We start from the raw sequence: 24,245 nt of genomic DNA, 5'->3' as shown, positions 1-24,245 counted from the left end.
AAGAAGCTAATGATTCCGGTAAGGGAGATTAGCTTCTTTTCAATTGGTGTGACGTTTAATTGGTATTATTGCATGATCCGGTGAACGGTATATACATCTTGGATTCGTTTGATTTTATCAACAACCGATTGTAAATGATCGGTATTCCGAATCAGAATCGTCATATGAATCATAGCCATTTTGTTTTTATCTGAACGTCCAGATACCGCTGAAATATTGGTTTTATTTTCAGCCACTGTCTGCAATACTTCATTCAGCAATCCGCGACGATCATGACCTGTAATTTCAATATCGACACTGTAGTTCGACTCGACAGCATTTTCCCAGCCGACTTCGATAATACGTGCTGCTTCACTATTGTCACTAATATCAGGTACATTCGTACAGTCGCTACGGTGAATCGAGACACCCCGTCCGCGTGTTACATAACCGACAATATCATCACCTGGAACCGGATTACAACAGCGAGCAAAACGAACCAATAGATTATCAATGCCTTTGACACTCACACCATTGGTTGGACGTGGACGTTTTTCTTCCGGTGCTGTTTTGACTTCTTTCACCTGTTCACTCAGTTCGATCATTGCGGATTCTTCTTGTTCTTTACGCAATTTCTCGGTTAAACGTGTACAGACTTGAGCTGCTGTAATCCCACCGAATCCAATCGCAGATAACATATCTTCGCTATCATGAAACGCGAATTTTTTGCCGACTTCAACTAATTTATCATCGGTTAACCAGACCGAAGGCTCCAGATTAAGGCGCTTGATTTCACGTTCTAATGCTTCGCGACCTTTTTCTACATTTTCTTCACGCTTCTCTTTTTTGAACCATTGCTTGATTTTACTACGTGCATGAGAAGATTGAGCAATTTTGAGCCAATCCTGACTTGGGCCATATGAATGTTTGGATGTCAAAATTTCGATAATATCGCCTGTTTTTAAGCGATGATCGAGCGGTACAATACGACCGTTAACTTTAGCACCAATCGTTCGATTTCCGACCTCAGTATGAATACGGTAAGCAAAATCGAGTGGTACTGAACCGATGGGTAATTCAATAACTTCACCTTTTGGAGTAAATACAAATACCAAATCAGAGAAAAAGTCCATTTTGAGTGATTCTACAAATTCAGAAGCGTCTTTTGCTTCATGCTGTAATTCGAGAATTTCTTTGAAAAAAGGAACTTTATTTTCGATCGTACCTGTTGTGCCTTCTTTGTAAGCCCAGTGAGCGGCAATACCAAATTCAGCAGTCCGGTGCATATCCCATGTGCGAATTTGTACTTCTGTAGGCTCACCATTTGGCCCTACAACCGTTGTATGCAAAGACTGATACATATTTGTTTTAGGCATAGCAATATAGTCTTTGAATCGACCTGGCATCGGCTTCCATAACGTATGAATAATACCAAGCGTAGCATAACAATCTTTAATATTATCTACGATAATACGGATAGCCAATAGATCGTAGATTTCATTAAACTGTTTGTTTTTGATCGTCATTTTTTGATACACACTATAGATATGTTTGGGTCTACCGGAAAGATCAGCTTCTACACCCATCTCTGACAGCTTTTCATTAATGCGACCAATAACATTATCGATATATTGTTCACGTTCAGCACGTTTTTTATGCATCAAATTTGCAATACGGTAATATTGTTGTGGATTCAAGTAGCGAAGAGCTATATCTTCCATTTCCCATTTAATCGCCGATATACCTAGACGATGTGCGACAGGACAGAAAATTTCAAGCGTTTCATAAGCAATCCGGCGCTGGCTTTCTTCGGATTGATATTTGAGTGTACGCATATTATGCAGACGGTCAGCTAGTTTAATCACAATTACGCGGATATCCTGCGCCATTGCGATAAACATTTTACGATAGTTCTCATTTTGTTGCTCTTCTTTGGAACGGAATTTAATTCGTTCTAGCTTGGTTAGACCATCAACCAGCATGGCACAGTTATCGCCAAACCGGGTACGAATTTCATCAAGGGATACGGTGGTATCTTCAACAACATCATGCAGAAGTGCGGCGATAATGGAGATCGTATCCATTTCCATGCCAACAACAATATCTGCAACCGCCAAAGGATGCAAAATATAAGGTTCTCCTGACTTCCGCACCTGGCCGTGATGGGCTTGATCAGCAAACTCATAGGCTTCCCGTATGCGGTGAAGATCCTTTTCTTTAATGTAGGCGGACGCCTTTTCAAGTAATCGCTCTATGCCCATAGAATCGTTGTCGTATCCTTTCTATTTATAAATAAACATTGTGAGTTCTTTTTACAAACAAAGAATTTCACCTGTTTTCACATCTTCTTTTACATTTTCAGTAGTTGTCAAAAATACATATCAAAATGGAACCTGCCCATATCTGTGTGGCATCAGGTTCCGAAAAGGGGATTTCCTATAATTATGCCTCTTGCACGTATCCGCGTCAACCATTCTGGATGAATGGTTTATGAAGATTATCAAGCTTTTATGAAAAACGTTATTGAAAAAAACATCCAAACTCATTAAGCTATTAAAGATATGCGTTCTGGTTGTGAGTCCGAGCGTTGTTCAACGATTAACGTAGTGCCATTTGATAAAGAGGAGTGAATAGCGTGCAGCGTGAAATTCAAGTGAATGAGAAACTGCCTTTATTTCAGGGATTGCTGTTAAGCTTACAGCATCTTTTTGCTATGTTCGGAAGTACTGTTCTTGTTCCTAATCTATTCCATGTTGATCCAGGTATGATTTTGTTGATGAATGGTATAGGAACCCTGCTTTACATTTGGATCTGTCGGGGCAAAATTCCGGCTTATCTCGGGTCTAGTTTTGCGTTTATCGCTCCAGTTACCCTTGTTTTGACCAAATACGGTTTTGATGAGAATGGATATTCTTTAGCTTTAGGTGCTTTTATTATAACAGGTGTTATCTTTGCACTGGTCGCTCTTATTGTAAAATATGCAGGCACACGCTGGTTAGATATTGTATTTCCACCGGCAGCTATGGGCGCTATTGTTGCTTTGATCGGACTTGAATTGATTCCTGTTGCCGCACAGATGGCTGGATTTATAGCTCCTTCTGGTGCAGATGCAAGTACTTGGGCTCCTGATATGAAAGTTATTACACTATCACTGATTACACTAGGAGTTACGCTTCTAGGGGCAGTAACATTTCGTGGATTCCCCAAAATCATACATATTCTAATTGGTATTGCTGTTGGTTACGGTCTTGCTTTTCCGATGGGATTAGTTGATACGACCAAAATTCATGAAGCAAGCTTTATCCAATTACCACAGGTGGTTACACCTTCTTTTAACTGGTCTGTGATTTTGACTATTATTCCAGTGGCTTTAGTTGTTATTGTTGAACATGTCGGTCACTTGCTAGTCACCAGTAATATCGTTGGCAAAAATTTATCCAAAGACCCTGGGCTTCATCGTTCATTATTAGGAAATGGTATTTCAACGATATTGTCTGGATTTGTCGGTTCAACACCAAATACAACATACGGTGAAAATATCGGGGTAATGGCATTAACAAAAGTGTATTCTATCTATGTCATTGCAGGTGCAGCGTTATTTGCTATCGTATTATCATTCTCAGGTACATTTACAGGAGCGATCTCTGCGATTCCTCAACCAGTGATGGGTGGTGTTTCTCTTCTGCTATTCGGTGTAATTGCTGCTTCAGGTCTACGGATTCTGGTAGAGCAAAAAGTCGATTATTCTAAAGCTCAAAATATGCTTCTTACAACGATGGTATTAATCACAGGTCTAAGCGGAGCGACTTTGAAATTTGGCTCTGTCGAGTTAAAAGGAATGGCTCTCGCTACGATTGTAGGTATTGTATTGAGCTTATTTTTCCGTTTGCTACATGTGACTGGATTATCCAATGATAAAGACGATCCATCTATGCCGGCCAAAAATCCAGATTGATCTATTCACCTAATTTGTCTGATCCAAGTTCATTCACTATTGAATAACAAATAATAAATAAAAAAGACTACCTTTTGCGTACAGCATACTTGTACAGAGGTAGTCTTTTTTATTGAATTGTTTTACTTGTTTATTTTTAGATATAGCATTGTATTTTCTGTTCGAGATATCAAGGTTATTATAACCATCCCAAGCAAGTCATTTTCTTATAATACGAGTCATATACCATACTGACTATATGGTTGCTGAATAACGCTCACATCTGTTCGCTCGACGTGTTATAGGAAAATAATTTGCTTATTTTTTGAGTCTGAAAATACGAGCTATTCCATTGTGAATCCATTTTGATTCTTTGGTCATCAATGGGCCCAAAATCGCTAAAATGAGTACATAGATTGCAGCAAACGGTTGTAAAATCGCAGCCAGTCCACCAGCAGCACCCAGATTCGCTACAATAATCGAAAATTCACCACGGGACATAATTGTTAGTCCAACATTGGATGAAGATTTAGGCGACAAATTAGCTGTTTTACCTGCTAACATTCCTGCCGAGTAATTACCAATCATCGTTAAGATTACAGCGCCAATCGCTAACCAGACAGCACTTCCACCTAATGACAATGGATCAATCGTCAGTCCAAAGCTAAAGAAGAACAATGCACCGAAGAAATCGCGGAAAGGTAAAATAATTTTTTCGATCCGATGCATATGCGAAGTTTCGGCAAGAACAAGACCTACTAACAAAGCACCGATAGCTTCTGCGACATGAATCGTTTCGGAAAATCCAGCGATTAAAAATAAAGCAGCAAAAACAGTACACATAAAAATTTCATTAGACGGTATATTGAGTAATTTATTCAATAATGGTACCGCTTTTCGTCCGACTACTAGAATCAATAACATATATCCAAGTGCTAGAGCAGCAGATAGAAGAATACCACCAATCGAAGTCGCTCCACTTAACAATAGACCGGAGAGTACAGATAGATACACTGCTAAAAATACATCTTCAAACATAATAATACCCAGTATCATTTCTGTTTCCGGATTAGCAGTCCGTTTGAGATCAACTAACACTTTCGCTACAATCGCACTGGAAGAGATTGTTGTAATCCCTGCAATTACCAATGTTTCTTTGATACCAAATCCGGTTGCAAAACCGAACAGCAATCCAAGTGTAAAGTTAATTCCAATATAAATCGTTCCGCCAATCGCTATCGATTTACCGGCTTTGACCAACCGACCTACCGAGAATTCGAGTCCCAGATAGAACAGTAGGAAGATAACGCCGATCTTTCCCATAAATTCTATTAATTCTGCACTTTGAATAAATCGAAAATCCAAAATGCCAAATACAGGTGCATGAGGCCCTACAGCCATTCCTGCTAAAATATAAAAAGGAACTACCGAGAACTTCAATTTGGATGCAAGTAATCCTGCTAGAGCGACTAACAGAACCGCAATCCCAATCTCAAAAACAATATAGTCCATATTATCCAGACCCCCTCTCAAGCAACTGCTTAAGAATCTGAATACCACTACGCTCACCAGCGACTACAAGTGTATATCCTTCTTGCAGTACATATTCTGGCCCTGGACTGATCTTCTGCTTACGACTGGATTCAATACTTGCAATAATAACAGTGCCTGTATTTTCGCGAATCGCTAAGTCGCCAATCGTTTTACCCAGACAATCCATATTTCTTTTCAACTTGTACCACTCGATACTTAATTGAGATAACGATAATTCAGCTTGCTCCAGTCCACTAGGTCGATAGCTCATCCCACCAATAATACTAGCAATCTGACGAGCCTCTACATCTCCAAGTGTAACGACCAACTCATAATCTTCCGGGCTGTCCGGTGGATTGTGAAAAATCTCTCGCTTCCCATCTTCATGGACAATAATTGAAATTTTCTCACTCTCATCTGTTTCTACTGAAAATTTCCTGCCAATACCGGGTAAGTCCGTCTCACGAATGTTAGCCATACTTCCCCCTCCTTTATCTTTAAAATAGCATGACTTGCTTATACAGAAATAACTGTACATACAGTATGCTTCTACAAGGTTATACGTACTTCTATTCAATAGGTTTCATAAAAAAACTCATTTTTGACCAATTTAGCTCAAAAAACGCCAAAAAACCCGATTTACCAATAATAGTTATTGGTAATCGGGAGATATTACAACGCTTTTTACATATCCATTTTTTATTTCCCGGGAAATGCTCCGTTTTAGAACGGATATTGTGTCAATGTGAACACATCTACGTCTGGTAATTTTTCACGACCATTTAAGTCTTGCAACTCGATCATAAATGCTGTACCTACTACATTACCACCTAATTGACGAATCAAATTGATAGATGTAGCGATTGTACCACCTGTAGCAAGAAGATCATCTGCAATCAGAACGTTTTGTCCTTCTGTGATCGCATCAGCATGCATCGCCAGGCTATCTTGACCATATTCAAGTGCATAATCTGCTTGAATCGTTTTGTAAGGAAGTTTACCAGCTTTGCGAATAGGTACAAAAGCTACGCCTAATGCATAAGCTAATGGCGCACCTACTACAAAACCGCGTGCTTCTGGCCCAGCAATCACATCAATTTGTAAATGCTCAACCATTTTTTTCAGTTCATTGATAGACTGTTGATATACAGGTCCATTTTGCATCAAAGTGGTGATATCTTTAAAACTGATTCCTTCTTGCGGGAAATCAGGAATCACGCGAATGTACTCTTTAAAATCCAAAAAAATCTCCTCCTCAAAATAAAAAACCTGTTTAACCCTATACTTTTTTGTTATGACGCGCCTTGCATGCGGGAAATCATCCATGATGTTAACTGCGGCAGATCACTTTCACATAACATATATTCCATTTCAGCCAGCTCGCCAAGTTCCTGATACCGCTTTGAACTATCCAGAGGACGTTTGGAAGGAGAAGCATTAACCGTAACCTTTCCTTGCTCTCGGATAATAAATTCCAGTTCCTCGAATACTTCCAGCATAAGCTGTACCATTCTTATTGAACTGGATGTTTTTTGACTCAGGTAAGGAATAAGCTCATCTTCATGAACAAATTGCTGATTGCTTTTGACAAGCCATCCATAGATCAATTTAAATTGATCCCGATCAGGTTTTTGCAGAAGTTCCTGCTGTTGCCGCTTATCATGGAGAAGAATGATATTTTCAAGAGAAGTGAACTGGGCAAAAATCATATCCAATTGCCCTGTATGCGCTGGTAAAGACAATACACATAATGTGCGTACAGCTTCTGCACCATATTGCATAGAAATAGTATTGCCAGCGATAATGCCAGCCTTTCTATCATAACCCCAAAGGGATACATCACACAATTGGCTTTTTAATAAATCTTCATCTTCTTCACTTAATATAGCCCATTGTCCTTGTTCCATTGCCATATAACGTCCAAATTGCTGACGAACTTTGGTCAACTCGCTATCAATCGCTTTGCTATCCCGTCGATCCCAGATTTGTAGACCCGGTACCGCAATATCTTGAATCATCAATTGAGGCTTACGATTCCCTCGCCATTCATTGATACTCGTTTCAGCAAGCAGATCAATATGATCTCCTTCCGCAAGTAGACCTGCAAGTTCTCCTTTACCAAAAGCAACACCTTCGATCATGGTATCTCCTTGTTCTACAACTAATCGCAGATGTGTACCTGTTTTACCGATCGTTTTGGCTTGAATGACTGTAACACCACGTAGCACAATCCGAGGTAACGGATTAGACATCCCAAAAGGAGCCAATTGATCTAATTCCTCAATCGCTGATAAAGACAACTCTTTTAACTCACATTCACAATCAGCTTGCGTTTGAGGAACCAATTCTTTTTCAGTCAAGATGGTAGCTGCTCGCTTATTCAAAGCTTCACGAAAGTCAGCCAATTGATCGCGATGCAGTGTCATTCCTGCCGCCGCTGGATGCCCTCCAAAATGATCCATGAGGTCGGCACAATCCAGTAGCGCTTGATAAATATCATATCCATCTATCGAACGTGCCGATCCTTTACACATTCCTGTTACGGGATCGATCCCTAGTACAATCGTAGGGCGATAATAACGATCTAACAATTTAGAAGCGACAATACCGACTACACCTGGATTCCAACCTTCTCCTGCAACTACAATAACATCTGGAATCTCTTTGGTCTGTCCTTCATATCCTTTTGCAACCATCTGGTGCGCTTCTTGAGTGATTGTATTTACAAGCTCTTGCCGAGATTTGTTCAATTGATCTAATTCATGAGAAATATAATCAGCTTGCTCTGGATCTGTTGTTGTTAACAATTCAACAGCACGCATCGCATGTTCCATTCGTCCACTTGCATTGATACGAGGAGCCATAGCAAAAGCAATATGAGTAGCAGATACTTGTTCATGTTCAATACCAGCTACATTCATTAGGGCGGTAATCCCTACAAATGAACTATTTTTCATTTTTTCTACACCTGCACGTACCATCATGCGGTTCTCACCTTCAAGTGGCATCAGATCGGCTACCGTACCGATAGCGACGATTTCTAACCATTGTTCAGGCATAGAACCTAATAAAGCATGTGCAAGCTTAAAAGCAACCCCAACTCCTGCTAACCCTTTAAACGGATACGGACAATAAGGTAGCTTCGGATTCACTAATGCGTATGCTTGAGGCAGTATAGCAGGTGGTTCATGATGATCGGTAACAATGACATCTATTCCATATTGTGCTGCATGAGCAATTTGCTCTACTGCACTAATACCTGTATCGACTGTAATAATTAAAGTCACACCTTGTGCATGAGCTTGATCGATTGCATGTTGATGCAGACCATACCCTTCTTTAGAACGATGAGGAATATAAGTATCAAAGTCAGCCTTTACATGACGTAACAAATAGATCATAAGTGTCGTACTGGATACGCCATCTGCATCGTAATCCCCATAGATCCATATTTTCTCTTGTTGATCTAGAGCTTGGCGTATTCTTGTCACCGCTTCTGTCATACCTGCTAGCAAATACGGATCATGAATATCATCACGACTTCCATGAAGAAAATGCAGTGCTTGTTGTTCCTCTGTATAGCCTCTACTTGTCAAAAGAGTAGACATCAATGAAGATATGCCTAACTTATTAGCGAGAGACTGTGAAATCGTCTGATCAGGACGACGAATATTCCAATGATATTGTGAATGAATCATGCGGTTCCTCCTTATTGAAGCATACCATTCCCAGATGTATCTCTGCTTTGCGTCAGTTCGTAATTTGATTTATACGGATATCCTCCGTTATAAGGTACCACTTGTACCTGTACACTACTGACATGAGCAAATCGACTTAATAATAAATTTTTGGCATACTCTGCAATTTCTGCCGATTCTCGAACGGTAATTTGCGGATTCACACTGATTTTGAGATCAATTTTGACACTGTCTCCTACTTCTTGTGCTTTTAATTCTTCTACAGTAATAACACCCTGTACACGTTGTACCGTATCCATAAAATCGACAGCATCCTGTTGATCCAGTTCTTGTACAAGTGATCCATAAATAGAGTGCTTCGCAATCCGATATCCTTGACGCCATACAATACCAGCCACCAGAATAGCTGAAATAGGTTCAATATAATACAGTTGATCGATATTCAGTTCCAAAGCCGCAATTGTACTTAACATCCCGGCAAGCACCAGAATAGAAGAATACAACGAATATCGATGATTATCTACATCATCTGCTAGACGAGCATTTTTTTGCTTTTTCGCATAACGATAGCGATAACGAAACACTGCTTCATTGATAGCAATAGACAAAAACACAGGAATAATAGCATATGGTTTAGGATCAGGAGTCTCTATAGACATCAGATCACGTACAGCTGAAATTCCAATTTCTAATCCACCTAACAGCAAAAGCACTGTGATCATCAAGTTAGCAAATGGAGCACCTGTTTTAGCAGGAGGTTGATTTTGAGCTAATTTGTTATGTTGGCGTGCATGCTGTTTTGCAGTCCCATTGGGATTGGATAAACGCTCGACAAGACTACTTGCTGCTGTAGAAGCTGTATATAATGCATCTCCCATCAATGCTTTATTGTTAGCAATATAACCGGTGACTCCTTTGACAATCGCCAATCCAAGTCCCGTAACAACCGATGTCCAAAACACCTTTTCTCCTTGATGGATATCCTGGTTTTTCACGATTTCCCCTCCTAAAACAACATAAAGCCGCGTCTGTAACAGGACGCGGCTTCAACATGTTGGACTTGCAATGTTACGCCGTCGTTTTAGACGGAGTTTTCGCTTTTGGTTTTTGTCTGTTTTTAAGCAATAACCACAATGGGCTAGCAATAAAGACAGAAGAGTAAGCACCAAATACAAGACCAAGAATCATTGCTAATGAGAACATACGAATCGACTCACTACCGAATATGAACAAACATACGCAGGCGATAAATACAGTTAATACTGTATTGAGTGAACGAGTCATAGTTTGAGAAATACTGTTGTTAACGATCGTTTTAACATCTCCACTTTTCTTCTGTTTAGAGAAGCGTAGATTCTCCCTGATACGGTCAAAGATAACAACAGTATCATTCAGCGAGTAACCGATAATAGTCAAAATCGCTGTAATAAAGGTAAGATCAACTTCTAAGCGGAAAATAGAGAAAATCGCGATGACGATAAATGCATCATGTAGCATAGCTACAACCGCAGCAACAGCAAAGCGCCATTCAAAACGAATCGTAATGTAAATAATAATACCCAAACTTGCGGCTAATACTGCCCATAGAGCATTACGCTCTAATTCTTGTGCAATTGCTGGATCTACTGTATTGACTTCAAAAGAAGCTCCACTATCCAGTTGTTTAGTAAATGCTTGTTTGAACTGATTTTCTTGAGTATCACTTAGTACTTTTTCGAAACGGACATTCATTCGTCCATCACCGATTGTGATACTAGGATCATCACTCAATTTCAAAGCTTCAATGACCGGCTTAGCTTGTGCTTCTGTAATCGGTTTTGTTAATGTGACATCCACATTAGAACCTGAACGGAAATCAACACCATAGTTCAATTTGAAGATCGCTAGACTCAAAATACCAAGTACGATCAAAATGATAGAGAACGTATAGAAATACTTACTGATTTTGATAAAATCATAATTCCACTTAAAGCGCACTGCGTTCACTCTCCTTTACACCGAACGACTTCGCTTTGGTAATAATCTTTCCTTTAAGAAGCAAAGATAGCAAGAAGCGAGAGAAGAACACATTCGTCAAGATACTAACTAGAATATTAAGAATCAATACTAATGCAAAACCTTTTACTGCACCTGTACCTAATGCGAACATTACAGCACCAGCAATAATCGTTGTGATATTAGCATCCATAATAGTTCCGAATGAATTACGTCCACCTGCTTTAAATGCAGACAATAAGCTCTTACCACTACGAAGTTCATCTTTGATCCGTTCGTAGGTAATAATATTCGCATCTACACCCATACCAACCCCGAGAATAAATGCTGCAATACCTGGCAAGGTTAATGTAAAGTCGCCTGCAATAAAGATCATAACCAACAACCACGTATGAACAATAATACAGAAACCTGCGATTAGACCTGGCACACGATAGACAAGAGCCATAAATAACAGGATTAAGATCGAACCAATAACACCTGCTAGCAATGTATCTTTCAACGATTGTTGACCCAATGTTGCGCCAACACTTTGAGAATACACTTCTGTCAATTTAAGTGGCAAAGCACCCAAGTTGATCTGGTCTTTCAATTGTTGCGCTTCTTCTTGCGTATACGTACCTGTAATAACTGCTGTTCCGTCTGAAAGTTCACCTTGTACTCTAGGAGCAGAAAGCAATTGATCATTTAGGAAAATAGCTAAGTTTTGACCTGTCAAACGTTTAGTGATCTCAGCAAATTTACTTGCATCTTTCAACTTAATCGCAATTTGTGGCTCATTCAGTTGAGTGTATGAAATCGATGCTCCATTTTCTGTGAAATCATTACCTGTCAATTCTACTTTACAATATACTTTAAGCGGATCTTGTGCTGATGGATCCTGCTCTGCTGCGCCATTGTATGTATCTCCAGGGGCAGTTGTAGCTTCTCCAGTCGTCGGATCAACATTAATTTCTTGTGTTGCTCCTGCCGATTGAGTCGATACTTCATTGCTGTCTTTGGAATTAGACTTACTGCTAGCATCTGATTTTTTAGTGTCAGTTGCTGATTTGCTTGTAGCTTCATCTTTTTTAGCAGAAGAATCTGTTGTACAGCCATCTGCACTACGGAAAGTCAATTCCGCTGGTTCTTTCATCGTTTGGCGAACTGTTGCTTCGTCCGTAACTCCAGCAATTTTCAGACGAATACGATCTGTACCCTCTGTAGTAATTTCTGGTTCACTGGTTCCCAAAGCATTTGCACGTTGTTCCAAACTTTTTGCTGTTTGCAATAATGATTCCCTGGTGACTTGTTCCCCCTGCGTGGTTGGCGTAGCCTGATACAAAATCTCAAAACCGCCTTTAAGGTCAAGTCCTAGACGAACATCCTTAAATAACGGTGTCGTTGCGCCAATAACGCCAGCAACGACGAGCATAACGACTACGAAGCTGATGATTCTTTTCATCCCGTATGTGGTTCCCCTTTCATTCTCAATATTCCTATTATAGCGATGGCACAAATTACAGTCAATTTACCACTGGTCTGCAAAATAAACAAGCTGATGTCGATAAAGTACCGACTCCAGCTTATCATTGGTTCATGCTGTTATTCAACAGTTTATGATTGATCCAACGGTGCCTGGTTCCAAGTATCTGGTGCGCTTTTATAAGATGACATAGTTACATAATTCATAAACTGATTGACCCTCATTGACAAAATGTCACTAACCAACTCATGAAGTTTGGGCATCCCCTGCTTATCATATTTGTGGCCGAGGCAATCCCATATCTCATCTGAAGTTACATTTTCATAGCCAAGCAGACGAAATTCTTCTGCTTTACTTTCGCATAATGTCTCAATCACTTCAGTAAGCTCGGCATTGGTCAATTCTTCCATCGCCATTGGAGCACCTTTCCTTCCCACACTTGATTACCCTGTCTATTTTTTTATTTGTCCATGCTCAACAGTAAGTAATTCTGCATTGAAATTGGAATCTCCTGCTATATTCACAAGATTATAAAATAAAGATAGGCAGAAGCTATAGCCAGAGAAATAAGTGTTAATGGTAATCCTATTTTCAAAAATTCCATATAACTAAAATGATGTTTTTCACGATGAGCTATAGCGGCGACTAATAGATTCGAAGAAGCACCGATCAATGTCCCATTTCCTCCAATACAAGCACCTAATGACAAAGCCCACCAGAGAGGATTGAGTACCGCAGGCGCATCTGCATTCATTTGTACTCCTGCTTCTTGAATTAAAGGAATCATCGTCGCAACCCATGGAATATTATCGATTGCAGCAGATACCAGACCTGTAATCCACAATATAATCATCGCTGCAAATCCCATATTTCCATTTGTTAATTCTATTAATTGGGTAGCTCCCAGGCTAATCCATCCTGTATCGACCAGACCACCCACTAATATAAATAGCCCGATAAAAAACAATACCGTTTCCCATTCGATCTCACGCCAGATTTCTCCAGTACGCCACTGAGATCGAGTACTGACTAACAACATCAATACTGCGCCGCTTAAAGCAATTACAGGCGACTCAATACCAATCCAGCTCTGACTGACAAAAGCAACTAGAGTCAATATAAATATAAGCAATATCACTAGCGCACGACGAGGGTTCTGAATATAAGAACGCGCTTCTTCCTCCAAATGTTGCAGTGGAGCTTTGAGTGGGTGTTGCCGGAATGATTTGCGATAAAACAGTAATAACAGACCTATATTCACCACTAATAATATAAGCACAATAGGTCCAAGAACTTTCAAAAACAAATTAAATGTCAACTGAGGGTTAGCTGATCCGATCCAAATATTCACCGGATGTCCAATCAATGTGGCCGCACCGCCCAGATTACTCACCAAAATCTCAGCAATTAAAAAAGGTACAGGATTGAGTTCTAATTTACGAGTAATCACAAATGTGACCGGTACAATCAATAACACCATCGTTACACTATCCAACAGTGCTGATCCGATAGCAGTTAGACAGGTAAGCAAAAGCATCACCCGTATAGGCCCGCCTTTCGTCCATTTCAGACTATAGATCGCTGCATACGGTATCAAGCCACTTCGATTCATAATAGCTGCAATCAGCATCATACCAATCCAGAGAAAGATCGTATTCCATTGAATATGCATCATATAAGCATCTTGCCAATGCACAATCCCAATCACAAGAAAAATAAGAGCCCCTGCTAACGCAATTAGCGCTCTACTGATCCGATCTGTCATCCAAACTGCATATATGATCAAAAAGATCACAATCGCTGCCACAGGCTGCCACGAACTCATCAACGCTGTCGGTTGCATATTGCACCTCCTTATTCATACTTTGTGTTTATCACGTCTACTTTAATATATCATCTTCAAGCAAAAAACGGACCTGTTAATCAGGCCCGCTTCGATGTAAGCATTATTATTAAAAATCAATAATCGTTATTATTTAGTCAAAACAGGTGCTTTTTCGCCTGTTGCATGACTGATAGAAGCACGATCAAATGTTAATTTCGTAACATCATTTACACGTAAAACAACGATATCGTCTGTGATTTCAGCAATCGTACCGTGCAATCCACCTATAGTTACCACTTTATCACCTTTAGACAACGTATTTAACATCATTTTGCGTTGCTTTTGTTTCTTTTGTTGCGGACGAATCAGTAAGAAGTAAAAAATAACGAACATAAATACAAATGGAAGGATTGCTCCCCAGATACCGCCTGTTCCACCTGCAGCTGCTGCTGTTTCAAACATGTTATTTCCCCCTTTTTCTTATCAATCATTAATCGAAAAACAATATTATATCGCTTTCGATAGATGTCATGTATATACCGTTTGTTTAGAACCCTTTATCATTATCATGTAGTCCATATTGCGTGAAGAACTCTTCTTTGAAGTCCAGAAGACGATCATCCATAATCGCTTGACGTACATTTTTCATCAGATTCAATAAGAAATGCAGATTGTGATAAGTGGTCAATCGTAGACCAAATGTCTCATCTGCTTTGATGAGGTGACGCAGATAGGCGCGGGAATAATTCCGACACGTATAACAATCACAGTTCGGATCAAGTGGTCCAAAATCACGCGCATATTTCGCATTACGTACTACTACGCGTCCTTCACTGGTCATGGTTGTACCATTGCGTGCGATCCTTGTAGGCAACACACAATCGAACATATCTACTCCACGAATCGATCCTTCGATCAGAGCGTCAGGCGAACCTACACCCATAAGATAACGTGGCTTATTGTGCGGAAGAAACGGTATAGTGAAATCCAAAGCTTGATACATCAAGTCTTTAGGCTCACCTACACTCAGTCCACCAATAGCATACCCCGGGAAATCCATCGAAGTCAAATCAAGTGCACTTTGTTTACGTAGATCTTCATGCATCCCACCTTGAACAATCGCAAATAGCCCTTGATCATGTGGACGACCATGACTTTCAAGACAACGTTCTGCCCAGCGAGTCGTACGTTCAAGTGACTTTTTCACATATTCATACTCAGCAGGATAAGGAGGACATTCATCAAATGCCATCATGATATCCGAACCTAATGAATTTTGAATATCCATAGCGATTTCAGGGGATAAAAACAACTTATCTCCATTCAAATGCGATTTGAAATGAACACCTTCTTCACTAATTTTACGCATATCGCTCAGACTAAATACTTGAAATCCACCGCTGTCTGTCAAAATAGGGCGATCCCAGTTCATAAATTTGTGTAGTCCACCAGCATCACGAATCAGATCATGACCGGGACGAAGAAACAAATGATACGTATTACTCAAAATAATATGTGCATCCATCTGTTTGAGTTCTTCTGGACTCATCGTTTTGACTGTTGCTTGTGTACCTACAGGCATAAAAGCAGGTGTTTCAATAACTCCATGCGGAGTATGAACACGTCCAAGACGTGCTCCTGATTGCTTACAAGTTTTGATATGTTCGTACGTAATAGGTCCAGCCATAGTATTGGTTCTCATCCTTCTGCTTATAAAATAGGATAGTCAGTCTGATCAATAAACCAGCTTATCCTGTTAACGTCACTATAGATATAGTTACAACAACGTTCATCAACAGTTAATTATACGGGAGCATCCCTATGAAATACAATCATTTTCTAATAAATAAACATCGCATCGCCAAAGCTGAAAAAGCGATACTCTTCAGCTACTGCCTGCTGATAAGCTTCCATAATATGATCTCGACCAGCTAACGCACTGACCAACATAACCAGTGTAGATTTAGGCAAATGGAAATTCGTAACCATTGCATCAACCAGACCAAATTCATGTCCCGGATAAATAAAAATCTGCGTCCAGCCACTAGAAGCTTCGATCAATTGCCCTTTCGCTTCACGAGCTACCGTTTCCAGTGTACGTGCAGAAGTAGTTCCTACAGCAATAATACGACCGCCACGCGCTTTCGTTTCATTTAACAATTGAGCCGTCTCCGCAGACAATGAATAAAACTCTTCATGCATCACATGTTCTTCGACCGTTTCAACTGACATCGGACGGAATGTGCCTAATCCCACATGCAAAGTCACAAAGCCTACTTGAACACCTTTAGCTGCAATTTGTTCTAACAATTCTTTGGTAAAATGAAGCCCGGCAGTAGGTGCCGCCGCAGAACCTTCGTGTTTTGCATATACAGTCTGATAACGCTCACGGTCGTCTAACTTTTCTTTGATATAAGGAGGAAGCGGCATTTCACCCAATCGATCTAGAATCTCTTGGAAGATCCCTTCATATCGGAAAGACAATACTCGCATTCCCATATCCGATTCTTCTTCAATGACTGCTTCCAGTTCACCGCCAAAATCAATCACAGCACCTTTTTTTAGCTTTTTACCCGGTTTTACTAAAGCTTCCCAACGATCACCTTCCAGTTGAGTCAGCAACAAGACTTCTGCTTTCGCTCCTGTATCCCGTTTGGTACCGAATAGACGAGCAGGAATAACACGCGTATCATTCAAAATCAGCGTATCACCTTCATGCAAATAATCTAAAATCTCACCGAAATGTTGATGTCTCACTTCGCCTGTTTGTTTGTTTAAGGTGAGTAAACGTGAAGCTGTTCGATCTTGCAATGGAACTTGAGCTATCAAATGCTCTGGTAATTCAAAATCATATACATCTACTTTCATGGTTCTACTTACCCCTTCGTAATTTGCACATTGTTATAATAATGCTGCAAGATTTGTTTATAATTGGATCCTTTATCTGCCATACCTTTAGCACCCCATTGAGACATCCCTAATCCATGACCGTTTCCGTTACCTGTAAATAAAAATCCACCTGCTTCAGTTACTCTAGCTACACCATCGCCATTTAAAATAACCGTTGAGCTTGAACCTGTTCCTTGTCCTGACGCTCCCAAAATAACAGTTCCAGCCGCAGGCATTTCATTTTGATCATTATTTGAACCTACAACTACATAATTGGCTGTATTGACTACATCAAACAATGTACTTGGTAGACTATTAAGCGCAGAACGGAACGCATCTGGATATTTCACTTTCACGACAGCACCATTCACTTTGATTTCTGTAACACGTCCAGAAGGGCCACGTTGAGAAACCTGAATAGAAGTGATAGTGGATGGCAAGCTTGATGTTGTTTTACCTTTTAACGTTGCCAGTATTTGCGCCGAGGTAAAAGGACCACGTATCCACTGATAGCTATTAGACTCGGGTAATAATTCTAACACAACCGCTTGATCACCTGGATTCATTTGACCGACCATAGAGACATTACTCTGTACCACTGGCAAAGGACGTACATTTGTATTTTTAGCCGTAACCGTCATATAGTCTAGTCCAGCCGATGTTTTCTTGCCTGATAATTTTACATTATCTTCACGCACATAACCAGACTTTCCATTATCTAATAATACATGATACCAGTTTTTAAGTGCAGCTTGTGAAGCAGAATCTTCTTTGGATACCACACTGACAAAGACATCTCCACCAGTGCTGTTCCACACTTCAGAAGGATCAGCCGAAGCTCCTCCACTATTAGCCGAAAAGATTGCTTCTATCACTTTATTATTTTTCGTAACGATTTCGCCTGCTGTAGCATCAACAGCCGCGATGATTCGTTTATCTTCTGCACTCACACCGTTGTACGCTTGACTAAGTGTAGTATCTACTACGTCTGCTATTTTAAATTTAGAACCTTGTTCTTGAAATCTCGCATAACTGCGTGCTGCTACTGCTTGAGCTTTTAACGCTTCCGCTGGCCATGAAGCAGACACTTCTCCACCGACTACTGAATATAAATACTCTTCCATAGGCAAAACATTAATCCATGCCAATTGACCATTATAATTACTCATTTCAAAATCACCACGATATGTTCGAGCAGAACGTTCAGTGACTTGAGTCCCTGAATCGTTTCCTTGTAACATCATTTTAGCATCTGTTCCACTGACCATATAATGATCCACTGGTGAAGGACTAGTAATACTTGAAGTCACATTGACACGTTTAATAAGCGCCGCTTGTGAACTACTTACAGTGGTTAGCGTAACGTCAGGTAATGCTGTTGCTGCAACAGCTTTGATACTTGCCAGAGAAGCAGCGTCTGCTTCTTCCCCTACCCATACATTATAAGCGAGCGCACCGCCACTTTTAGTAATAGCGATAAATCCATCCAATCCCGCTGCACCTACAGCAGCAAGTCCAGCATTCGCTTGTGCTTCAGTTGCATAACTTCCAGCAGATAAATGGAAACTTCCTTTTACCGCAGGTGTCTGACCATTCAAAATAGACCTTACTGTAGAAGCTGTACGCGATGCTCCAGTCGTAGCTGCTGCTTTAGAAGAATACATACCTGTATACAATTGGTAGACGGTACTACCATTTTTGGAAGCTGTGAATACGATAGGTTTATCACTGGTAGATTGCAATAATTTGATACCTGTCGCTGCTGTAGCAAAATCAGCCGTTTCCAGTACTTTCACCCGGTAGCCATCAATTCCGAAGCTTGCTTGATTGCCTATAGATAACCATGAATCCACTACTCCATTATTGGATTGACCTACACTAAGACTCCCTGCTGATTTTACATTGACTACAGGGACTATCGAAGAATATGTACTCCCCACATCCAAAAATAGTCCTACACGTACTTTTTCATTATCGACAGAAGGTGTAGCTCCATAAGAAGATTGAGGCAATGTTCCTGCTAACAGTATCACTACAGGCAAAAGCCATAATTTTTGCTTCCATTTTTTCAACGTTGTATTTACATTTGTAGTCATATCTATTCACTTGTTCCTTTCTTGAGTCCATACTTATACATCGACACTCTTATCCATTATACGCATAAGTAGTCCAAATGACTTGGTTTACATCGAAATTCTCTCAAAATCCTCAAGACTTGTGAAGTCTGGTACCAGTAACTTCTATATCGTATTATATTCAAGTGATTGCAATTAAATACTAGATAAAGTTTTTGAAAAGTATTACTTTTTGTTTATCATATAATATTTCTAAAGAAAGTTTAGATTATACTTAAATGCACAATCTACTCTTTTTTATAATTTTCAACTATATGTAAGCTGTCTATCATTAAATTTTAATATACAATAAACAAACAATTTTCTAATTTTGATTGTATATAACTGCTTTCTCACTTCTCACTTCTCACTTCTCACTTCTCACTTCTCACTTCTCACTTCTCACTTCTCACTTCTCACTTCTCACTTCTCACTTCAAAATAATACGGATATCTTAACAATAAGCAACTTCTTTTAGCACTAAAAAAGCTGATCATTTATAGCATCTTGCTCTCTATAAATAATCAGCTTTTTCTTTTAATCTAATTTATGCTTTTCCATTCAAATGATCTGGCATAGGTATTCCCAAATAATCATAAGCCATAGGCGTAACAATTCGTCCTCGTGGAGTACGTTGCAGGAATCCCAATTGCAGTAAATATGGTTCATATACATCTTCAATCGTTTGACCTTCTTCGCCGATTGTAGCAGCGATAGTGTCTAACCCTACAGGACCACCGCGAAAATTATGAATCATCGCTTGTAGCACTTTGTGATCAATCTGATCCAATCCTCTTGGATCGACTTGCAACATATCCAGCGCTTCATCTGCAATCTCAGGCGTTATAATTCCATCTCCCCGTACCTGTGCATAATCACGCACACGTTTAAGCAATCGATTAGCAATACGCGGTGTTCCTCTACCACGTAGTGCGATTTCATCTGCCGCATCTCCTACAATATCAATTCCTAGAATCTCTGATCCCCGACTTACAATAAAAGAAAGTTCATCTACTGTGTATAATTCCAGCCGGCTCACTACTCCAAATCGATCCCGCAAAGGAGCAGATAACAAACCTGCACGCGTTGTTGCCCCAATCAATGTAAATGGTGGTAAGTCCAAACGTACCGAACGAGCACTAGGCCCTTTACCAATCATAATATCAAGCGCCGAGTCTTCCATAGCCGGATATAAGACTTCTTCTACAGATCGATGCAATCGATGAATCTCATCAATAAATAACACATCGCCATCTTGTAGATTCGTCAGTAAAGCCGCCAGATCACCAGGACGCTCTATAGCAGGCCCTGAGGTCGTTCTTAAATTGACTCCCAGCTCATTAGCAATAATGTTAGCAAGTGTGGTTTTACCCAAACCTGGAGGACCATATAAAAGTACATGATCCAACGCCTCGCCTCTCAACTTAGCAGCTTCAATATAAATTTTCATATTTTCTTTAATCCGAGTTTGCCCGATATATTCTGAAAGGTAACGGGGACGTAGACTCAGTTCCACCGCTTGGTCTTCCATCATCAAGTTAGCAGATATGATGCGGTCATCCGTCATCTTTATTCGCTCCCCTTCATCTGTTTTACCTGTCTTTTGTTTTACTTGTCTTTTTTACGATTCTTTTAAAATTTCAACTAAAGCTATCTTTAAATATACCATAGCTATTCTAATATACATATTTAGCAAAAGATAAGTTTGTATATTACCATTTTTTTGGTTAATATTTTTTTGGAATAGTATGAACTGATCTTAATCCATATATATTCGTGATCTGCGCAAAATAGAAAAAACTTTCAATGCTATTAGTTTTGTTCTCAAATAGACTAACTATAATAGATCGAATTTCTATTGATTCAATGTATTTTGACATATGAATTATATTAGCCAGTATACAACATTTTGAGCGCTCTCTTCATTACATCATCTGCTGTATCATCAGGGAATACTTCATGTTTCAATGTTTGCCAGATTCGATCCAATTCTGTATCTGTATATCCTAGAGCTTTGAGTCCATCGCGTACTTCAGGCCACACTTCTCCAGAAGTATTCGTAGTCGTTGGTGGAGCAAATAATCCTGTAGCAATAAGAGAATCACCAATACCACCCAATTTATCTTTCAAATCCAGGATCATACGTTGTGCAGTCTTTTTACCGATCCCAGGCAATTTAGTCAAAAACGTAATGTTTTCTTGATAAATAGCAGTCACAACACCTTCAGGACTACCACCACTTAAAATACCCAAAGCTACACGTGGACCAATACCAGATACTTCAATCAATTTACGAAATAGTTTCTGTTCATCACGCGTAGGAAATCCAAATAATTGAATTGCATCTTCTCGTACATGATGATGAATATAAATGGTAACTTCACCTGTCTCTTTCATCCATGCATAAGGGTTAGGGCAAAATACTCGATACCCGATTCCTTGCATATCTACAACCACATATTCATTTTCCAAATGCACTATAGGTCCGCGCAAAAAATCAATCATTTTTTCAATACCTCATTTATCTTCGAATTTAGCACATAAGAATGAGCATGACATACCGCAACAGCTAACGCATCAGCCACATCATCAGGCTTCGGAATTTTTTGCAAATTCAAAAACATTCGAATCATTTCTTGAACTTGTCTTTTTTCTGCTTTACCATAGCCTACAACAGCTTGTTTTACTTGCATTGGCGTATATTCTGCAATAGGCAAACCTTTTTGTTTGGCCGCTAATATCATTACTCCACGTGCCTGACTAACAGACATTGCATTAGTTACATTACGATTAAAAAATAGTTTTTCAAAAGCTACCGTATCTGGCTGATACTTTTCTATTAATTGCACAGTACCTTCATAGACATGCAACAATCTATCTTCATCCGGTGTATGAGCTTCTGTTTGAATACAACCATATTGAACAGGAGTCAACTTGCTTCCATTTTTATCAATAAACCCAAAACCAACAATCGCAATTCCGGGGTCAATTCCCATTACACGCAAATCGATCTCTCCCTTATTCTACCGCGTAAGTATTCTCCTCTTTTTATAATTACAACAATTATCATAAGGAGTACCTATATACTTTTTTTTCAAAATAAATAAGATACAGTATTCATAATAATTAGTGGCGATTTATAACAATGCTTTTTTCTAAACATTATCTTGATCATATATTCTAATAAAGCTAAATAGGCGAACATATGTATCTCTTTCATTTCATTATAGCAAATATAAATCCACTTGAGTTAATAAAATCACAAAATTTCATTTACTTAAAATCTATCCTATGTCAATACTATATTAAGTTATTTTTATTAAAATAAAGCCATTCATATATGTGCATAAATTATCCATATTCGTACATAAAACGTATGTAAAAGCTACTATAATAAATAGTTTGTTTCTATTCGCAAAGATGTATGGTTTTAACTGTAGCGTTTGTAGTGTTTGTAGTGTTTGTAGTATTTAAAGATATCTAAGAGAATATATAATCAGCTTAAAAACTAACAGATTTTTAGAGTTAAGAAACCTTGTTAATTTTCTATAGCTTGCCTGTTTTTAATATTTTGCAAATCAGTAATTCAATGTACACAATTCTTAAACTTCTACACTTATTCTCATTTAAAGGTCTTAATCTTGATCTAGATGTATAACTTTATAATATTTTTTAGAGATATTTCTTATGAAATATTAGACTTACTTTTTACCTATTTTATTTATATAGTAAATTATATTATTAATGTTCCATTACGTTTTTAATGTTTTTAATGTTTTTAATGCTTTTAATGCTTTTAATGCTTTTAATGCTTTTAATGCTTTTAAAACATAAAATGAACATAAAAAAACCATTGATCATAATGATCAATGGTTTTTTAGTATCGGGACGACACGATTTGAACATGCGACCCCCTGGACCCAAACCAGGTGCTCTACCAAGCTGAGCTACGTCCCGATAAATAATATGCCGGTGAAGGGACTCGAACCCCCACGGTTTCCCTCACGATTTTGAGTCGCGCGCGTCTGCCAATTCCGCCACACCGGCCAATCAAGATAAAAATGGCGCGCCCTAAGAGATTCGAACTCCTGGCCTTTTGATTCGTAGTCAAACGCTCTATCCAGCTGAGCTAAGGGCGCATATAAAGTTAAGTAAATATTGGAGCGGACGATGGGAATCGAACCCACGACCCTCGCCTTGGCAAGGCGATGCTCTACCGCTGAGCCACGTCCGCAGTATAATACATATTACAAAGTCAATGATCTAACCAAATTCTTTAAAAGAAAATGGCGGAACCGACGGGATTTGAACCCGCGATCTCCTGCGTGACAGGCAGGCATGTTAACCCCTACACCACGGTTCCAGATTAATTGCGGGGACAGGATTTGAACCTGTGACCTTCGGGTTATGAGCCCGACGAGCTACCGGACTGCTCCACCCCGCGTCATTAATACTTACTATAAAATTCTATGGTGGAGATTGACGGGATCGAACCGCCGACCCTCTGCTTGTAAGGCAGATGCTCTCCCAGCTGAGCTAAATCTCCAAAGAAGGAATATGACCCGTAGGGGACTCGAACCCCTGTTACCTCCGTGAAAGGGAGGTGTCTTAACCACTTGACCAACGGGCCACAATAAAACAGATACTTTACATACTAACATCTTATTACTTTTAGAACAAGTTAATTTACAACTAATATTCTATTGCTAGTGGCTGTAATAAAACGGCCTCTGGCGGAGAGAGAGGGATTCGAACCCTCGAGACGCTTGTGACGCCTACACGATTTCCAATCGTGCTCCTTCGGCCAACTCGG

At 39.5% G+C, this 24,245-nt stretch carries 18 protein-coding genes and 8 tRNA genes; 1 reads left to right on the top strand and 25 read right to left on the bottom strand.

All coding sequences use genetic code 11. The features are described from left to right. Nucleotides 1-65: 65 nt before the first annotated feature. Complete coding sequence (locus tag ACFSGI_RS04405) at nucleotides 66-2,240, bottom strand: RelA/SpoT family protein (protein ID WP_204822976.1); 2,175 nt, start codon at nucleotides 2,238-2,240, stop codon at nucleotides 66-68. 374 nt (nucleotides 2,241-2,614) lie between these two features. Between ACFSGI_RS04405 and uraA the strand changes: the two genes are divergently transcribed. Further along, nucleotides 2,615-3,934 (top strand): uracil permease, encoded by a 1,320-nt coding sequence (uraA, locus tag ACFSGI_RS04400; protein WP_204822975.1) that lies wholly within the window; start codon nucleotides 2,615-2,617, stop codon nucleotides 3,932-3,934. A 297-nt stretch (nucleotides 3,935-4,231) separates the two neighbouring features. Here the strand turns inward: uraA and ACFSGI_RS04395 are convergent, their stop codons facing one another. The 24 genes from ACFSGI_RS04395 to ACFSGI_RS04280 all read right to left on the bottom strand — a co-directional run bounded on the left by ACFSGI_RS04395 (nucleotide 4,232) and on the right by ACFSGI_RS04280 (nucleotide 24,062). Continuing rightward, complete coding sequence (locus ACFSGI_RS04395; protein WP_204822974.1) at nucleotides 4,232-5,425, bottom strand: cation:proton antiporter; 1,194 nt, start codon at nucleotides 5,423-5,425, stop codon at nucleotides 4,232-4,234. A 1-nt stretch (nucleotide 5,426) separates the two neighbouring features. Further along, nucleotides 5,427-5,924 (bottom strand): cation:proton antiporter regulatory subunit, encoded by a 498-nt coding sequence (locus tag ACFSGI_RS04390; protein ID WP_204822973.1) that lies wholly within the window; start codon nucleotides 5,922-5,924, stop codon nucleotides 5,427-5,429. 245 nt (nucleotides 5,925-6,169) lie between these two features. Next, the gene (locus ACFSGI_RS04385; RefSeq protein WP_204822972.1) at nucleotides 6,170-6,688 is read right to left on the bottom strand and encodes an adenine phosphoribosyltransferase; all 519 of its coding nucleotides are present in this window, start codon (nucleotides 6,686-6,688) and stop codon (nucleotides 6,170-6,172) included. Nucleotides 6,689-6,738: 50 nt separating this feature from the next. Then, nucleotides 6,739-9,144 (bottom strand): single-stranded-DNA-specific exonuclease RecJ, encoded by a 2,406-nt coding sequence (recJ, locus tag ACFSGI_RS04380; RefSeq protein WP_204822971.1) that lies wholly within the window; start codon nucleotides 9,142-9,144, stop codon nucleotides 6,739-6,741. An 11-nt stretch (nucleotides 9,145-9,155) separates the two neighbouring features. Continuing rightward, on the bottom strand, nucleotides 9,156-10,139 hold the full coding sequence (locus ACFSGI_RS04375; protein WP_204822970.1) for a cation diffusion facilitator family transporter: 984 nt from the start codon (nucleotides 10,137-10,139) through the stop codon (nucleotides 9,156-9,158). A gap of 73 nt (nucleotides 10,140-10,212) precedes the next feature. Beyond that, nucleotides 10,213-11,121, bottom strand: a complete 909-nt coding sequence (secF, locus tag ACFSGI_RS04370; RefSeq protein WP_204822969.1) for a protein translocase subunit SecF — start codon at nucleotides 11,119-11,121, stop codon at nucleotides 10,213-10,215. Next, nucleotides 11,111-12,583, bottom strand: a complete 1,473-nt coding sequence (secD, locus tag ACFSGI_RS04365) for a protein translocase subunit SecD (protein ID WP_204822968.1) — start codon at nucleotides 12,581-12,583, stop codon at nucleotides 11,111-11,113. Before secD ends, secF begins: the two co-directional genes overlap by 11 nt. 152 nt (nucleotides 12,584-12,735) lie before the next feature. After that, nucleotides 12,736-13,020: a post-transcriptional regulator gene (locus ACFSGI_RS04360; RefSeq protein WP_204822967.1), complete on the bottom strand. Its 285-nt coding sequence runs from the start codon at nucleotides 13,018-13,020 to the stop codon at nucleotides 12,736-12,738. Between the two features lie 104 nt (nucleotides 13,021-13,124). Further along, a complete protein-coding gene (locus ACFSGI_RS04355) occupies nucleotides 13,125-14,447 on the bottom strand; it encodes an ArsB/NhaD family transporter (RefSeq protein WP_204822966.1) in 1,323 nt (440 codons plus the stop codon). Between the two features lie 129 nt (nucleotides 14,448-14,576). Beyond that, a complete protein-coding gene (gene yajC, locus ACFSGI_RS04350) occupies nucleotides 14,577-14,891 on the bottom strand; it encodes a preprotein translocase subunit YajC (RefSeq protein ID WP_204822965.1) in 315 nt (104 codons plus the stop codon). Between the two features lie 85 nt (nucleotides 14,892-14,976). Then, on the bottom strand, nucleotides 14,977-16,116 hold the full coding sequence (tgt, locus tag ACFSGI_RS04345; RefSeq protein WP_204822964.1) for a tRNA guanosine(34) transglycosylase Tgt: 1,140 nt from the start codon (nucleotides 16,114-16,116) through the stop codon (nucleotides 14,977-14,979). A 152-nt stretch (nucleotides 16,117-16,268) separates the two neighbouring features. Further along, nucleotides 16,269-17,297, bottom strand: a complete 1,029-nt coding sequence (queA, locus tag ACFSGI_RS04340; protein WP_204822963.1) for a tRNA preQ1(34) S-adenosylmethionine ribosyltransferase-isomerase QueA — start codon at nucleotides 17,295-17,297, stop codon at nucleotides 16,269-16,271. An 8-nt stretch (nucleotides 17,298-17,305) separates the two neighbouring features. Beyond that, nucleotides 17,306-19,414 carry a SpoIID/LytB domain-containing protein gene (locus ACFSGI_RS04335; RefSeq protein ID WP_204822962.1) on the bottom strand — a complete coding sequence of 703 codons (2,109 nt, stop codon included), beginning with the start codon at nucleotides 19,412-19,414 and terminating at the stop codon, nucleotides 17,306-17,308. 565 nt (nucleotides 19,415-19,979) lie between these two features. Next, the gene (ruvB, locus tag ACFSGI_RS04330) at nucleotides 19,980-20,999 is read right to left on the bottom strand and encodes a Holliday junction branch migration DNA helicase RuvB (RefSeq protein WP_069329815.1); all 1,020 of its coding nucleotides are present in this window, start codon (nucleotides 20,997-20,999) and stop codon (nucleotides 19,980-19,982) included. Between the two features lie 323 nt (nucleotides 21,000-21,322). Then, nucleotides 21,323-21,937, bottom strand: coding sequence for a Holliday junction branch migration protein RuvA (ruvA, locus tag ACFSGI_RS04325; protein WP_204822961.1), 615 nt, complete (start codon nucleotides 21,935-21,937; stop codon nucleotides 21,323-21,325). Next, the gene (gene ruvC / locus ACFSGI_RS04320; RefSeq protein ID WP_204822960.1) at nucleotides 21,934-22,437 is read right to left on the bottom strand and encodes a crossover junction endodeoxyribonuclease RuvC; all 504 of its coding nucleotides are present in this window, start codon (nucleotides 22,435-22,437) and stop codon (nucleotides 21,934-21,936) included. Before ruvC ends, ruvA begins: the two co-directional genes overlap by 4 nt. 878 nt (nucleotides 22,438-23,315) lie before the next feature. Beyond that, nucleotides 23,316-23,389: transfer RNA gene (locus tag ACFSGI_RS04315), tRNA-Pro, on the bottom strand. 10 nt (nucleotides 23,390-23,399) lie between these two features. Beyond that, nucleotides 23,400-23,479 (bottom strand) — tRNA-Leu (locus ACFSGI_RS04310). A gap of 15 nt (nucleotides 23,480-23,494) precedes the next feature. Then, a tRNA-Arg gene (locus ACFSGI_RS04305) sits at nucleotides 23,495-23,571 on the bottom strand. Between the two features lie 20 nt (nucleotides 23,572-23,591). Then, nucleotides 23,592-23,666: transfer RNA gene (locus tag ACFSGI_RS04300), tRNA-Gly, on the bottom strand. A gap of 53 nt (nucleotides 23,667-23,719) precedes the next feature. After that, nucleotides 23,720-23,795 (bottom strand) — tRNA-Asp (locus ACFSGI_RS04295). A gap of 7 nt (nucleotides 23,796-23,802) precedes the next feature. Beyond that, nucleotides 23,803-23,876, bottom strand: a tRNA-Met gene (locus ACFSGI_RS04290). 26 nt (nucleotides 23,877-23,902) lie between these two features. Further along, a tRNA-Val gene (locus tag ACFSGI_RS04285) sits at nucleotides 23,903-23,978 on the bottom strand. 12 nt (nucleotides 23,979-23,990) lie between these two features. After that, nucleotides 23,991-24,062 (bottom strand) — tRNA-Glu (locus tag ACFSGI_RS04280). Nucleotides 24,063-24,245: the final 183 nt, after the last annotated feature.

Origin of the sequence: Paenibacillus nicotianae, from assembly GCF_042681745.1 — a bacterium.
In the GTDB taxonomy this organism is placed as follows: Bacteria; Bacillota; Bacilli; order Paenibacillales; family Paenibacillaceae; genus Saccharibacillus; species Saccharibacillus nicotianae.
This window is presented reverse-complemented; position numbering and strand designations above follow the sequence as displayed.